11 protein-coding genes and 1 rRNA gene are annotated in these 15,038 nt (G+C 40.5%); 4 read left to right on the plus strand and 8 right to left on the minus strand.

The genetic code is table 11. The features are described from left to right. Positions 1–67 precede the first annotated feature (67 nt). The 3 genes from PSR9079_RS15305 to PSR9079_RS15315 are packed head-to-tail and all read right to left on the minus strand — an operon-like array spanning position 68 to position 4,441. Positions 68–2,473: an ABC transporter permease gene (locus tag PSR9079_RS15305; protein WP_149982306.1), complete on the minus strand. Its 2,406-nt coding sequence runs from the start codon at positions 2,471–2,473 to the stop codon at positions 68–70. 1 nt (position 2,474) lies between these two features. After that, complete coding sequence (locus PSR9079_RS15310) at positions 2,475–3,176, minus strand: ABC transporter ATP-binding protein (RefSeq protein WP_149982307.1); 702 nt, start codon at positions 3,174–3,176, stop codon at positions 2,475–2,477. A gap of 11 nt (positions 3,177–3,187) precedes the next feature. Beyond that, positions 3,188–4,441, minus strand: coding sequence for an efflux RND transporter periplasmic adaptor subunit (locus PSR9079_RS15315; RefSeq protein ID WP_149982308.1), 1,254 nt, complete (start codon positions 4,439–4,441; stop codon positions 3,188–3,190). Positions 4,442–4,666: 225 nt separating this feature from the next. Between PSR9079_RS15315 and PSR9079_RS15320 the strand changes: the two genes are divergently transcribed. Continuing rightward, on the plus strand, positions 4,667–6,064 hold the full coding sequence (locus PSR9079_RS15320; RefSeq protein ID WP_149982309.1) for a sigma-54-dependent transcriptional regulator: 1,398 nt from the start codon (positions 4,667–4,669) through the stop codon (positions 6,062–6,064). Positions 6,065–6,066: 2 nt separating this feature from the next. After that, complete coding sequence (locus tag PSR9079_RS15325) at positions 6,067–7,383, plus strand: sensor histidine kinase (RefSeq protein WP_149982310.1); 1,317 nt, start codon at positions 6,067–6,069, stop codon at positions 7,381–7,383. On the opposite strand, the gene PSR9079_RS15330 is transcribed toward PSR9079_RS15325, so the two are convergent. Next, positions 7,380–8,660 carry an acyltransferase family protein gene (locus PSR9079_RS15330; protein ID WP_149982311.1) on the minus strand — a complete coding sequence of 427 codons (1,281 nt, stop codon included), beginning with the start codon at positions 8,658–8,660 and terminating at the stop codon, positions 7,380–7,382. The genes PSR9079_RS15325 and PSR9079_RS15330 overlap by 4 nt on opposite strands. A gap of 182 nt (positions 8,661–8,842) precedes the next feature. On the opposite strand from PSR9079_RS15330, the gene PSR9079_RS15335 reads away from it, so the two are divergent. Together PSR9079_RS15335 and PSR9079_RS15340 are read left to right on the plus strand one after the other, a co-directional pair. Continuing rightward, complete coding sequence (locus tag PSR9079_RS15335) at positions 8,843–9,706, plus strand: LytR/AlgR family response regulator transcription factor (RefSeq protein ID WP_149982322.1); 864 nt, start codon at positions 8,843–8,845, stop codon at positions 9,704–9,706. Positions 9,707–9,772: 66 nt separating this feature from the next. Beyond that, entirely contained in the window at positions 9,773–11,044 is a 1,272-nt protein-coding gene (locus PSR9079_RS15340) for a LysM peptidoglycan-binding domain-containing protein (protein ID WP_149982312.1), read from the plus strand. Between the two features lie 111 nt (positions 11,045–11,155). Here PSR9079_RS15340 and creD read toward each other — a convergent pair whose 3' ends face one another. From creD to rrf, 4 genes are all read right to left on the minus strand, one after another. Beyond that, the gene (creD, locus tag PSR9079_RS15345; protein ID WP_149982313.1) at positions 11,156–12,454 is read right to left on the minus strand and encodes a cell envelope integrity protein CreD; all 1,299 of its coding nucleotides are present in this window, start codon (positions 12,452–12,454) and stop codon (positions 11,156–11,158) included. A gap of 80 nt (positions 12,455–12,534) precedes the next feature. Further along, the gene (gene creC, locus PSR9079_RS15350) at positions 12,535–14,016 is read right to left on the minus strand and encodes a two-component system sensor histidine kinase CreC (protein ID WP_149982314.1); all 1,482 of its coding nucleotides are present in this window, start codon (positions 14,014–14,016) and stop codon (positions 12,535–12,537) included. Continuing rightward, a complete protein-coding gene (creB, locus tag PSR9079_RS15355) occupies positions 14,003–14,683 on the minus strand; it encodes a two-component system response regulator CreB (protein ID WP_149982315.1) in 681 nt (226 codons plus the stop codon). Before creB ends, creC begins: the two co-directional genes overlap by 14 nt. 235 nt (positions 14,684–14,918) lie before the next feature. Further along, positions 14,919–15,033 (minus strand): 5S ribosomal RNA (gene rrf, locus PSR9079_RS15360). Positions 15,034–15,038: the final 5 nt, after the last annotated feature.

Genomic DNA, 15,038 nt, shown 5'->3' on the forward strand with positions numbered 1-15,038 from the left:
GAGGCCTAAACAAGAAAAAGGTCTATCGGTGTTCTGATAGACCTTAAGTAGGGTTATTTACTCGTTATTACTCATATCTTAGTGTTAACGATGGCCGTGTGCTGGCGGCTTTAAAGGCGAGGCTTGCAACCGTGAGCCACGTAATTGCAGCAACGCTCAGAGCTGCAACCAGATAAACCCACAGTGCTTGATCAACACGCTCGTTAAAATTAGCAAGCCAATCACCCACCAACCAATAGGTTAGCGGAAATGCAACAACGGCACTTACAAGCACTAATAGTAAAAACTCTTTTGCTAATAAATTCACTATACTCAAGCGTGATGCTCCCAACACTTTACGTACCGCAATCTCTTTTTGACGCTGTAAAGTAGAAAACGCAGCTAAACCAAAAGTACCTAAGCAGGTCAATACAATGGCCAACATACAAAATATTACAACTAAGGTTGATACGCGCTCATCGCTTTTATACAAAGCTCGGTAATTATCGGCTACTAAATCAATGTCTGAGTTATGTACATTAAGCACATCAGTGACTATAGCTTGCACCTGAGTTTTTACAGCAGCAAATTGGTTAGGGTCAAAGTTAATAATTAATTTACCTTCATTAGCCCAACTAAAGCCACAAATAAGGATTAAAGGCGACGTAGAAGCTTCTCGGGCTGAGCCTATAGTGACATCTTTAATGACACCGACAATATTTAGTATATCTTGATTATCACCAGAGCTTGTATAAAGTTTTTTACCAATAGCTTGCTCGGCACTGCCATAGCCTGCAAGCTTAACAAATGACTGCGATACTAAAACGCCAGCACTGCCATTACCATCTTCGGTTTGACTATACCAATCACTGCCATAACTGGCACTTAAATCACGTCCAGCCATTAACGATAGACCGACGCCTTTAGCAATATCAAATCCTACTCCAATAAAAGGAATAACAGCATTTTTCATCTCACCATTGTCGGAAGTAACATCAAAGCTGGTATTAAATGACGACGTGAATGAAGCATCTGTAATGCTGCTTGATTTAACACCTTGTATCGCATTAATACGCTGAGTAAGTATATTGTTCTGTGTAAAGTACAACTTACGCGAAGGGATGCCATCTACCTCTAAGCGGTGTTGTTTCTCGTAACCCACATCTATCGATTGTAAATGGTTAAGTTGTTGATGTAAGAATGAAGCACTAATTATCAAAGCAATAGATAAAGAAGCTTGTAGAGTAAGTAATACCTTACGTACAACTATTGCTGTGCGTCCACGCTGAATATCACCACTAAGTACGCGCTTGGCACTGAATGACGACATAAACAATGCTGGATATGCCCCTGCCAATAAACCCACTAAGAGCACAACAGCAATAAAAATTGCACCAAACTCTGACAAGTAATCAAAAACTAAAACACGTCCAACCAATTGATTAAAAGATGGCAGAGCAAGCTCCAATAAGACACAAGCTAAAATAGCAGCAAAACTGGTAACTAATAATGACTCCACCAAAAACTGAATAACTATCTGCGGCTTACTAGCTCCCAGCGCTTTCCGTACGCCAACCTCTTTAGCTCGCTTAGCTGATTGAGCAATACTCATATTAACAAAGTTAAATGCTGCTATTGCAATCAATAAAATACTTAGAGAAAAGCTAATCATTACTACAGTATATGATCCATTTTCTTTAAGCTCATAGCGACTATCCGCGTGCAAGTGAATACTAGGCAAATGTTGAAAAGACAAGGTTACAAATCCCAAAGGTTGACTAGGATAAACAAGCGCTGGATAGGCCTGTGCTAACTGCGCTTGCTCAGCGACAAGATTAATATTGGCTGAGAAGCGTACATAAACATAAAAGTTATTCATTTGGTAATTGGGTGTCTCATTTTGCATTGCCACCAATCCCGAAAATGCAAAATGAGTGTTATCTTGCAAGTTAGCAAATATGGCAGTCACAGTGTAAGTCACTTGATCTTTAGTTAATATTTCGCCAATAGCATTTGTGCGACCAAATATCCGAATAGCTTCACGCTCACTAAGCGCTATGTTATTCGGTTCACTAAGCGAGTCCTGTAAATCTCCGTGGAGCACATCCAAACTTATAAAATCATTAATGTTTTTGCTCGTAGCGAATAAGTCTTCCATTTTATAGTAGTTGCCATTAGCGCTAAAATCACCCGATAACCTTGGATGCATCTCTAATGCAAAAATATCTTCAATAGCAGTATTTTTAGCAAGCTCTTTTATAGCGTAATAGTTGGTAATTGGTGCATCAACGCCCATTTCCCGAAAATGCTGCGAAAGACGGTATGTTTGCTGTGCATTTGGTTGATGCTGATCAACGTTGGCCTCAAAGCTTGCAAATAAACCCACTAACATTGCTGAAGCTAAGCCAATACTTAAACCTAATACATTTAAAATAAAATGTTGCTTTTGCTGTTTGAACGAACGCAGCGCTGTAATAAAGTAACTTATAAACATGCTATGCAATCTCCATCGTTTGTTGTACGTTATTTGCTTTATCAAGCATCACTTGGCCATCAAGTAGGCGTACTAAACGATCTGCGTAATTACCCTCTTTATCAGAGTGGGTAACCATAATAACTGTGGTACCTTCTTTATTTAATTCACGCAACATCGCCATCACTTCATCACCATTTTTAGAGTCGAGGTTACCGGTTGGCTCATCGGCTAAAATTAGTTTAGGATTAATCACTAATGCACGCGCTACTGCAACCCGTTGTTGCTGACCACCTGATAACTGCTGGGGTAAATGCTCGCCTCGGTGATCAATACCTACGCGTTTTAAAATGGCTTCTACGCGTTGTTTACGCTCATTTTTTGATATTTTTTGATACTGTAACGGCAACTCTACGTTTTCATATACAGTTAGCTCATCAATCAAGTTAAAGCTTTGAAAGACAAACCCGATCGATGCTTTACGTAGCTCTGCTAGTTGCTTTTCGCTATAGCCTGCAATGTCAGTTCCAGCAAATTCAAAGCTGCCTGAAGTAGGTGAATCGAGCATACCCAAAATAGACAGTAAAGTTGACTTACCACAGCCAGAAGGCCCCATTATCGCTAAGAAATCACCTTCGTTTACGGTTATGTTAATGTTACTTAGCGCTGTTGTTTCAACATCTTGAGTACGAAATACGCGGCTTAAATTAGTGAGTTTGATCATTGTTATTTTCCTTAAAATTGTAGTTGCTGTGCTTTATCAAAGTTGCTGTAGCTTGAGGTAATTACTTGATCCCCAGCATTTAGCCCTTCAAGCACTTCAAAATAGTTTTGATTCTTTTTGCCTAAGCGAATATCACGGCGCACTGCTTTATCACCACCTTGCTCAATAACATAAACCCAGTTACCGCCCGAGTTGGTAAAGAAAGCGCCACGTTTAAGCAGTAAGGCATTGTTTTTGTCGTCCCCTAGCATTAACTCAATATCAATGCTTTGCCCGCGCTTAATGCTTTTGGTATTACTTGGTAAATCCACTTCAATTTGAAATTGCGACTGCTGTACGCGGCTATCAATTTTGCTCACCTTGGCGTTCACTGTGCCGCTTTCAAGTTCAATCATCACGGTCATGTCACGCTGTACTTGGTTTAAATAAAACTCATCAAGGCGGACCACTAATTTATATTCATTTGGAATATCAATTTGGCCTAATCGCGCGCCACTGTTTTTAGATTCACCAATTTCCACATCAAGCTCGCTTAGGTAGCCTGAAACAGGCGCTTTGATTAATAAATTGTCGAGATTTCGACGCGCAAACTGCAGGTTTTTTTCAAGCATTTTAGCGCTGTCTGAAAGCTGTGCGACTTGCACCTCACGGATTGAGTTTTCTTGCTTTTGGCGCTCAATAGAGAGCTCTTTACGAGCTCGGTAATAATCTAAATCTTCTTCTATCTCTGCAAGTTGATCCTGCGCTAATACGCCACTTTTAACTAAAGGTTTAGTTTGCTGTAAACGACGGGTAAGGTTTGTGATCTTTAGTTCGACTTCCAATAAGTCACGGCGTAGGTTTAACCGGCTGGTTTCCATGGTCATTTGCGTATTACGTAAAAAATTAAGCTGCTCAGTTACTTGGGCTTCGCGACTCATTACATCTAGTTGTAAGTTGGTATTGCTCAAACGCACTAGTGGTTGGCCTTTCTCAACATATTCGCCTTGCTCAACTAAACGCTCCTCAACTTGCCCACCGGCGATGGTATCAAGGTAAATACTGGTTTTTGGTACCACTTGACCGCGTAAGCTTAAGGCATCTTTAAATGCACCTTGTTTCACCGTGCTAACGGTTAAGCTACTGCGCTCAATATTCTGGCTACGACCTGTATTACCTGTTTGTGTAAACCCATACGCAGCGGCAGCAACACCCAATGCCAATGCTGCAAAGGTGAATTTCTTTAAATACTTTTGAGTAAATGAGCGTTCTATTTTCTTATCCATGTTGGCCACCTTGATACAGGTTTAATAAACTAATTACCGATAGTTATTACAAACGCTGTGCCAACTTTATTTAATATTAAAATTCAATACCTTATAATTAAATGAAATTATTATTATGTTTGTAGTGTCCGTTAATAGAACACTTTTTTATTTTATAAACGTCCATTTATGGACACTGTTCCTTTTTTGTTTTAGGCTAAATAAAACTCTATAAAAATAAAAATCATGAAACACACAGGCTCGCTTTTAATTGTTGATGACAACCCCGATATTCTAATCGCCGCACGGTTATTACTAAAGCAGCATTATCAAAGCGTTAAAACCACTGACAACCCATTTGAAATTGCAGGCATCATTAACGAGCAACGCAAAGCTGATCAGCCAATTGATGTGATCTTACTCGACATGAACTTTACCCAAGACTCCATCAGCGGCAAAGAAGGTTTTTATTGGTTAAAAAAAATCATCGAGCAAGACGCTAATATCGTTGTTTTGTTAATGACCGCCTACGGCGACATGCAACTCGCGGTGGATGCTATTAAAGCAGGCGCATCTGATTTTATTGCTAAACCTTGGCAAAACGAGCAACTACTTGGCGCTGTGGCGGCGGCTTTTTCACATGCCAAAGACAAACAGCAAGTGGGTAAGCTTACCCGTCAAAAGGACGGCCTTAATCAAGTACTCAATAATCAGCCATTTGAGTTTTTAGGTCAAAGCGCCGCTATGCAGCAGATATTCACCACCATTGAAAAAGCCGCACAAACTGATGCCAATATACTGATCACCGGCGAAAGCGGCACAGGTAAAGAACTCACCGCGCATGCCATTCATCAAGCAAGTATGCGCCATAATCAAACCTTTATGAGTTTAGACATGGGTGCTGTGGCACAAAACCTATTTGAAAGTGAGCTATTCGGCCATAAAAAAGGCGCATTTACCGATGCCAAAAGCGATCGAATTGGTAAATTTGAGCTCGCCCAAGGCGGTAGTTTATTTTTAGATGAGCTGGGTAATTTACCCCTAGAGCATCAAGCTAAACTGCTTGCCGCATTACAAAACCGCAAAATTACACCTGTTGGCGGCAGTAAAGCAGTTGATATTGATATCCGCCTAATTTGTGCCACTAATGATAACCTTGATCAAGCTGTCGCCGAGGGGCGTTTTCGCCAAGATTTGTTATACCGAATAAACACCGTTGAAATTCGCTTACCGGCTTTACGTGAACGCAGTGATGACATCCCAATGCTAGCAGATTATTACCTCAATCATTTCGCACAAAAGTACAAGCGCAACTTAACCATAAAAACACATGATATGAGCTTACTTTGTCAATATGCATGGCCAGGCAATGTCCGCGAGCTTGCTCATGCTATTGAGCGGGCTGTTATTTTAAGTGATGGCGATAATCTTGATGTTAGCTCAGTGATTGGTAGTACTGGTGCTACTAATCATACAACCACCAATGACAACGAGGCATACGACACCTTTGATCTTGAGATACTCGAGCAGCGCACTGTGCGTGCAGCGCTAACACATTACCAAGGTAATGTTAGCCATGCGGCCAAAGCCTTAGGGTTAACGCGTGGTGCTATGTATCGCCGTCTTGAAAAGTATGGGCTATAACAATGCGCCCTCATTTATTATTAACTATTAATATTGTGGCACTTATTAGCGCCAGCGCACTCGTTAGTTATCTATTACAAAATAATGGGCTTTCAGCAACTTCGCTGTTAATTATATTAGTCACTGCGGCCTTGATAACGCATATTTTTACGCTCTTTAAGCGACAACAAAAACAAGCAGAAATGGTGATCCGCGCCTTAGCCAATGGCGACAGCACCTTAGGTCTTGGCCAACAACACCCAATGCTTAAGCAATTTGAGCAAGTAAAAACGCAAATGCAAACAGCACGCTTTAATGCCGAACAACAAGCGCAGTTTTTGCAAGCACTGCTTATTCATGTTGATTTAGCGGTTATGGTATGTGATGACAATGGTGAGGTGATCGAATCAAACCCAGCAGTCAGCAAACTACTGGGTAAAAGCTTCCAGCATCTACGAGAATTAGGCGCTGTTGGTGAACTAATTTTGAACGCCAAGAACAATATGCGAAGCACCACCTATTGGCAAAATGGCGAGCAGCACGACACGCTTTCTATCCAACTCAGTATCGCCGAAATACAAGGCAAAGTGCGTCGCGTAGTAAGCCTACAATCAATTCATGACCAACTACAACTAAAAGAACAACAAGCTTATAAGCGCTTAACTAAAGTACTTACGCATGAAATTGCCAACTCTATTACCCCGCTTTCATCGTTAGCTGATACGTGCAGCAATTTACTGCCACAAGAACTGTGTTTTATTGATATTGAAGATAAACAAGACTTACAGCTTGCACTAAGCACCTTAGCATCAAGAACGGCACATTTAGGCGACTTTATTGCTCGTTTTCGCCAAGTTAGCAGCTTACCTAAACCTAATTTAGCGCCTGAAAATTTAGCCGATATGCTAGCGCGTATTGTCACCTTGCATCAACAACAGTCGCGTGAGCTGCAAATCAATATAGAACTTACAATTAAAAGCCAGCAATTAGTGATGCTAGACAGTAGTCAAATAGAGCAAGTATTAGTAAATCTTATAAAGAACGCATTTGAAGTGCTAAGCAGCAACAAAAAATATAACGCGCAAAGCCCCGCTCAGCCAAACATCAAGCTCAGCTTGGCACAAAACGCCAGCCAACAACTCTATGTTGAAGTGAGCGATAATGGCCCAGGCATCAGCGAACATGTGGTGGATATGATCTTCGTACCATTTTTCACCACTAAACAACAAGGATCAGGTATTGGCTTGAGCCTATCAAGGCAAATTATGCTCAACCACGGCGGTGATTTAATTTATGTACCAAAACCACAAGGCGCATGCTTTAGATGCGTGTTTGGTTAAATTAACTTAAAGATCAGTGAGCTTACCAATATAAGTCCGTAGCAAAAGCCCGCTTTAACTTGCCATGCTTTATATTTACCTGTGACTTTAATCCCTATAAATGGGCTTAATAGATCGATACGACGCGCACTAATAAACACCAACCAACAAATAATGAAAGTGAGGCTGAGTATAAGTAATGGCTCTTCAAAGCCACCTAATTGCAGCTTCGACAAATAAAAGGCAAGGCCAATAATTACACTTTGATGTAATAGATAAAACGGAAATACGGCTGAGTTTAATAACGCTAATTTAGGGTGATCGTGATTCAAAAAGCGTTTTGCTAATGCCAGCATTAACATCACACCCACTAATCGTTGCGCGGTATACAGCATATCCATGCTGGTAATTTGCCATTGGCTCGTAGCTGGGTTTTGCCAAATCATGTGATAACCCAGCACGACAACTAAATAACCTAAAATGAATACCACTAATAACGCCTGCCAGTGACGTAGCAGTTGGCTGTAAAATGCAGGCTGCCAAGCAAGCAAGTAACCGTAAAGTAAAAACAACGCGCCCATGGGGTATCGGAATGTATCACTCGGCCAGCTCAGTTTTAAAATACACAGCGGCAATAGCAATACAATAAAAACAATAACTAACGATCGCTCACATAAACGCGTCATTATTGCTTGCACAGTAGCGTGATGAAGCAGCGGTATCATTAACACCAGCAATAAAGTAAATTGCCATAACGAACGCAAGTACCAAAGATGGTTTACATCAACATGTGGCCAAATACCTGCTTGGTAGTGATTAAATAAAGGGTTAGTTAAATCAAAGAACTGCTGGTAGAACTGCCAAAAGCTCATAGCTAAACCAACCTCTTGGCTCATTTGCGCATAAAGCTGAATCGGCACTATAAACCAAATGCCAAACAATAAAGGCAGTAATATTTTTACACTGCGCGTAATTAAAAACATATCTAAACTAAAGCGCGCAATAATAAAGCGCAGCGCTACTCCTGAAATAAACCAGATTAGTCCCATTCGCCACGGTGACAGTAACAACATGACATTTTCAACACTGCTAGACAAATACTGGCTTTTAAAATGAAATCCCCAGTTTTGGCTGTATAACATGCCGGTGTGATAAAAAATTAATAAACCAAACGCAATCACCCGTAGCCAATCAAGATCATAACGGCGCTTTGGCAGTTCATCATGCTGATTAAATACATTTAGCCATGGCTGTAATAGCGTACGTGTTGTGTTTTTAATTACTATTTTAAGTTTCATGGTAGATTTAGCTTACGACTAATTAATAACAAATATGAACAACAATCTGCGTTAAGCAATCAGAAAAGGCTGATAAAACAGTCAGTAGGGATAAACGGTGGATATCAGGGATGATAAGTTTGGTGATCTATCACTATCTTGCTAGTCTAATTATGGTCTTTTAAAGAGTAACAATAATAATGATCTCCTTAACGCATTTTCAGCGCTACCAGAGATGGTATGCGGCATTATTTTTATCTAGTTATATTTTTATCAACAATACTATAAATGCCAGCTCAAACATTATGGAAGCCCAGCGAGATGGCGAACTCCCATTTATGATCTGGGAGCCGTTTGTATGGGAATATTCCAGCGCTATTGGCACCTTGATGTTGTTTCCCGCTTTAGTTAGGCTATTAAAAACCCAGCCTTTTAATTGGCAAAAAATCCCCCGCTCATTACTGCTATATCTGCTGGCAAGCATTGCTTTTTCGTTATTGCATATTGGCATTATGGTCACCATTCGCAAGCTCATTTACACCGTACAAGGCATGTATTATGACTTTGGTTTGGTCTGGTTTGAATTACTTTATGAATACCGCAAAGACTTGTGGGGGTTCTTATTTTTAATTGCTGTTATTAAAACCTATCAATATGTAGTGAGCCAATTAAGTGGTGAAGCAGCACCGATCAGACAAGGCGAAGATACGCCTGAAAATTTAAATTTCGATAGACTACTGGTAAAAAAACTGGGAAAAGAATTTATTGTCCGCGTAGCACAAATAGACTGGCTTGAATCTAGCGGTAATTATGTAAATCTACATATTGATGCAAGAATTTATCCGTTACGTGCAACTATGAGCCAACTTATAACTCAGTTAGAACCGCAAGGGTTTTGCCGTATTCATCGCTCCCATGGCGTTCGGTTAGATGCGATTGAATCAATCACGCCACTACCGAGCGGAGACAGTGAAATAAAACTTACAACCGGCAAAGTACTTAACTTATCGCGTCGCTATAAAGAGCAATTTAAGGGACAGTTAAATTCAACTACAAGTCATTCTTAACTCACACTATGTTAAGCTAGCCTGATTTAGGTTAACCGCATTTATATTTTCGGAGTAGTTTAGTACGTGTCTTTAAATCGATTTATCCGCATTCTGCCATTGATTGTTATTTTATCCGGTTGTGAAACCACACCCGAACAACCATCTTCACAACCTGATATTAAGGCTAACCCAAATATTGTTGTTAAAGAACAAAACGAAAATATTGAGCAAATAGCTCCCTTAAGTCCTCAGGAACTCGATGATGTGTGGCAACGCATCCGAGCGCAGCTTACATTTTCCAATTCTAGCCACCCAGATGTGCAACAACGCATTGCATGGTATTTATCTCACCCAAACTATATGGATGAAATTAGTCGCCGTGCTGAGCCTTACCTTTATTATATAGTCACAGAGGTTGAAAAGCGGAACTTACCCATAGAATTAGCGTTAATGCCGCTAATTGAAAGTGACTTTGATGCCAGTGCCTATTCGCACAAGCATGCATCTGGACTTTGGCAATTAACGCCTGCCATTGCTAAGTACTTTAAGGTAAAAATTAGTCCTTGGTACGATGGCCGCCAAGATGTGATCGACAGTACCCGCGCTGCTCTGGATTTTATGGAGTACTTATACAAACGCTTTGATGGTGATTGGTATCACGCTATAGCAGCCTATAACTTAGGTGAAGGCCGTGTACTTAGAGCGATCAGCAACAATAAAAAGCAAGGTAAACCAACTGACTTTTTCAGTTTAAAACTCCCTCAGCAAACCAGTCAGTATGTACCTAAACTACTTGCTGCGGCACAATTATTAAAAAGCCAAAAAATGGCGTTCCCTGCAATAGCAAATAAAGATGCAATTGCCAAAATAGCCATTTCTGGCTCAGTTATTTTAGATAATAAAGCCCAATGGCAACAGTTAGAGCCCTTAAACTACGGGGTCATTCGCTTTCCGGCGATTATTGATGCACCGCATCTCGTCGTTCCTGCTAGTGAGCAAAAGCAATTTGAGACTATGATTGCTGATCAAGATTCTAACGACTACAGCCAATGGCAACATTATACAGTTAAGCGTGGCGATAGTTTGAGCGTGATCGCTAAGCGCTACAAAGTAACTTTAAGCCAACTAAAAGCATTTAATAATTTGAAAAATAGTACCATACGTATTGGTCAAAAATTAGTGCTACCGCAGTTAGCCGATACGCAAATAGAGCATAAGGTTAAATCTGGCGAAAGCTTGTGGAAAATAGCCAACCATTACAAAGTCAGCATCACTAAGCTAAAACAATGGAACAGCCTTTCAAGCGATCGCTTAAAAGTAGGCGATAAGCTAACCGTATTTTTATCAGCAAGTTAATAACATGAACGCTGTATAATAAGCCTATCTTCAGCGGCTATATGCAATGCTAACTGTGTTAGGCCTGAATAATTAAAGGGCTGCAATCATGCAGCCCTTTGCAAACAGAGATTAATCATCAACTTGTGATTTAGTGTGGTACCAATTTACTGTGCGGGTCAGCATCATAATCAAACTCAGTACTGCAAACACCAGTAAACTGCCCATCAACAATGCGTAATCTTCTGCGCTTAATAGTCCGTAAAGTAAGCTGTATAAAAACAGAATAGCAATCAGAAACAACCCACCATGCTTAGTATTTTTCAACATTCCGGCCACATAAATACTCAGTAATAATGAAGAAGCTAATGCTGATAGTAAGTAAGCAAGGTTAAATCCTAGGTGCTCACCAAGTGATATCAACAATAAATAAAAAACGGCCAATGCTAAACCGACAAAGCCATATTGCACCGGATGAACAGGTTCGCTGCGAAGCACTTCGAGTAAAAAGAAGCTGGCAAATACCAATATCAGCACTAAAATTGCGTAGTTACTGGCACGATAGCTTTTTAAATAATGATCAACACCATCAACAAGATTAACTCCCATGCTACGTTGCTTAAATTGCTCGCACTGATTTTGAAAAACACAATGTTGAAACAGCTCTTTTAAGTTGGTAGCAAAGTAATTTGTTTGCCAGTTGGCAGTAAAGCCTTGCTCTGAAATACTTGAGTCGATAGGTAAGTAATCGCCAACGAAACTTGGGTGTGGCCAATCGGCTTGCATGCTAAGACTGGTTTCTTTGCCGATAGGAGCAATAGCTAGTTTACGCATTCCTTGTAGATTTAAATCAATTTGATAATCCAACGTCTGTTGCTCAAGTAAAGCACTAAAATCGAGCTCAATATTAACGCCTTCGGGTAATTGCGCCAGCTTAGTGCCAGGCTGCAACGCATATTCTTGGTTATTTATGCGCATTGTACTGCCCTGACCAATACCGCGAATATCTTTAATCGCCATCACCATATGCACCTGTTTTATCTTTTTACCGGCTAATTCATTTAAAGCCTCGGTATTAAATTGGCCTGCAAAGTGATTCGCGGAGCGATATAGTAACGCCTTATAAATACCTCGGTATTTTTCAAAAGAAGATAATTCACTGTTTATAGTTAATGTTTCAGGTAGCAATAACAGCGTTTTTAACTGTTCAGTGGTGTTGCCTTCCACGGTGTGAGTTTCTATAAATTGCACTTGAATAAACGGCCCAATGACTTGTTGCTCACCGCTGCTGCTTTTAGCAATATCAGCTTGCACTTGTTGCTGATGTTCTGCACGTTCATCAATTAGGTTTTGGATCATAAAGATAGGCACTAATAACAGTACAATTAGGCCTATGATGATCACCAACTTCGTTTCAATTTTTTGTTTCATTATTATCTTTACTCCCTATTTAATATAGGGACTAGAGTAATCGACAAAAGTGGATTTTAAATGGTGCTTATATGGAGTCTTTATGGAGTTGGTAAAAACAGCTTAACGGATACGCCCTGCGGGGTATTATGGATATCTAATTTTCCTTTATGCAACTTAACCACTTGTTCTACAAAGTTAAGCCCAAGGCCGGTACTTTTTTGTCCATTACTTCTGGCAAGCGAATAAAAACGTTCGGTTACTCTCTTTAACGCATAATCAGGTATCTTCGGGCCAGTATTTTCGACATTAATACAAAGCTCTCCTGCGGTTTGTGTGACCGTAATATTGATTTTCCCCTGCTCACATACAAAATCCAACGCGTTTTCAAACAAATTATACAAGCCTTGCTGTATTAAAAATTGATCCCCTACAAAGGCAACTTTGTTATCGCATACAACTCTTAACTCTACTTGTTTGGTCATTAGCCTGCTGATACAAGAGGCTTTTATCTGCGCTAATAAAGCAGGTAAATCAATTAATTGCCGCTGTTCAAGTTCTGGGAGTTGCTCAAGCTTTGTTAGAGCTAACAACTTATCAATCAATTGCTGCATGCGCGTAGCTTCGGTTTCAATATTCTGAGCAAACAACTGTTGTTTATCTATCGTGGTAGGGGTTTGTAATATTTCACTGGCTCCTTTGATTGCTGACAATGGACTTTTTAACTCATGCGTTAGAGTTTGCACATAGTTTTCTACGTAACGCTTACCATCAAGCTGACGACGCATATTTTCAAGGGCATCACTGAGTAAGCTATATTCATAAAAAACTCTAAAGGTGGGTTTACTGGCTTTTTCACCGCGCCCCATTTTATCAGCATAGTCTGCAAGCTTATATAACGCAGTATTTATACGCCACGCGATTAACGCACCAATGATAAGTGCGAGTACACTCATTAACGCTAACCAAGTTAATACCCGATACCTGGAAATATCAATAAATGGCTGTACAGAACGGTTCGCTTTAGCAACTGTGACACTGCCAATGATCTCATCGTTATACATGATTGGTGCAGCAACATGCATTACTGTTGATAGCGGATCATTGGGGTCTAATGCAGTTGAACGTGCCCCGTACTCACCACGTAAGGTGAGGTAAACGTCATTCCATTTAGAGAAATCATTACCAACATCCTGCTGCCATGAATCCAGCACTACAATCCCTTGTTGATCGGTTATATAAACTCGGTGATTAACTGATTTTTTTTCAACACCCCAAATCGCAGCATCGGGATCACGCAAACCATAAAAGTTGATTTGCTTAGCAAAAGCGCTCTGTGCAATATCGCCGTTCGCCATTGGGTTGCTTGCTATTACAGCCAGCATGTTTGCCATATCGACCAGTGTTTCTTCACTCGCTTGGCGTACCGTTGGCTTGATCTCTCTCATAACTGTTGAGCTAACCAAGTAAGCGGTTAAAATCACTAATACAAAGTAGAGTAAAAACAGCCTCAGTCCAAGCGGGATCTTAGGCCATCTTTTAAGACGAGCAAATACCGTATTTGTTGGCTTAGGTAGATTCATAGTAATAACCAAAACCACGTTTAGTATGAATACATTCCGGAGCCGATACTGCGCGTAATTTATTGCGAATAGCCTTGATGTGACTATCTACATTACGAGCATAGATAGCATCTTGGTGATTTTGCGCCGACAACAATAATTGCTCACGGGAGAATACTTGGCGAGGATGGCTAATTAACTTATCCAGCAATTTAAATTCCAATGCTGTGAGAGCCAATGCTTGGTTTTGGAAATGATAATCAAAATTGTCGGCATAAAGGCCTGAGGCTTGTTCTGAAGAGATGGATACTTTACTCGCAGCTTCGCTATGTCTAATTCTAAGTTTAACCCTTGCAAGCACTTCTCGCGGGCTAAATGGCTTAGTAACATAATCATCGGCGCCTATTTCTAATCCCACAACACGATCAATTTCATCATTTCGGGCGGTAAGAAAAATAATTGGAACCGCTGAGAACTCTCTTATCTGTTTGCACAACTCAAAACCATTGGCATCAGGCAAACCAACATCCAAAATCACCAAGGCAGGCATATTGTTTTTAATATATTCAAGCCCCTCACCCGCTGTAGCAAACCACTGCACAGCAAAGCCATCTATTTCTAGAGTATGGATCAGTGTATCAGCGATCGCTTTCTCATCTTCAATGATCACAACCTGCGCAGTTGTCATGCAATTAATTCCTTTACTACAGCAAATTAGCAATGTTTATAGTTACAGTAACTATAAAGGCAGTCAATAGTTAGGTTTACGAGTTTATATTTTCTTATGGGGAGCGCGAGTTTTTTAAGATTAAAAAGTGGCAGTACACGCATGTCAAAGGTTAACGCTGACGGCTCGAAGCCAATAGCTTTCCTGCAGACGTAAAAAAGCCGCTTCATTTCTGAAGCGGCTTTCTCAATTTGGAGCCTGGCAATGTCCTACTTTCACATAGCAAATGCTACACTATCATCGGCGCTGTTTCGTTTCACTACTGAGTTCGGCATGGGGTCAGGTGGGTCCAAAACGCTATTGTTACCAAGCAAAT

Origin of the sequence: Pseudoalteromonas rhizosphaerae, assembly GCF_902498845.1 — a bacterium.
In the GTDB taxonomy this organism is placed as follows: Bacteria; Pseudomonadota; Gammaproteobacteria; order Enterobacterales; family Alteromonadaceae; genus Pseudoalteromonas; species Pseudoalteromonas rhizosphaerae.

What these genes read in the sequence shown, in the direction of transcription:
- PSR9079_RS15310 (WP_149982307.1), bottom strand. Translation starts at nt 3,176, where the DNA reads ATGATCAAACTCACTAATTTAAGCCGCGTATTTCGTACTCAAGATGTT.
- PSR9079_RS15320 (WP_149982309.1), top strand. Translation starts at nt 4,667, where the DNA reads ATGAAACACACAGGCTCGCTTTTAATTGTTGATGACAACCCCGATATT.
- PSR9079_RS15315 (WP_149982308.1), bottom strand. Translation starts at nt 4,441, where the DNA reads ATGGATAAGAAAATAGAACGCTCATTTACTCAAAAGTATTTAAAGAAA.
- PSR9079_RS15305 (WP_149982306.1), bottom strand. Translation starts at nt 2,473, where the DNA reads ATGTTTATAAGTTACTTTATTACAGCGCTGCGTTCGTTCAAACAGCAA.
- creB (WP_149982315.1), bottom strand. Translation starts at nt 14,683, where the DNA reads ATGACAACTGCGCAGGTTGTGATCATTGAAGATGAGAAAGCGATCGCT.
- PSR9079_RS15330 (WP_149982311.1), bottom strand. Translation starts at nt 8,660, where the DNA reads ATGAAACTTAAAATAGTAATTAAAAACACAACACGTACGCTATTACAG.
- creD (WP_149982313.1), bottom strand. Translation starts at nt 12,454, where the DNA reads ATGAAACAAAAAATTGAAACGAAGTTGGTGATCATCATAGGCCTAATT.
- PSR9079_RS15325 (WP_149982310.1), top strand. Translation starts at nt 6,067, where the DNA reads ATGCGCCCTCATTTATTATTAACTATTAATATTGTGGCACTTATTAGC.
- creC (WP_149982314.1), bottom strand. Translation starts at nt 14,016, where the DNA reads ATGAATCTACCTAAGCCAACAAATACGGTATTTGCTCGTCTTAAAAGA.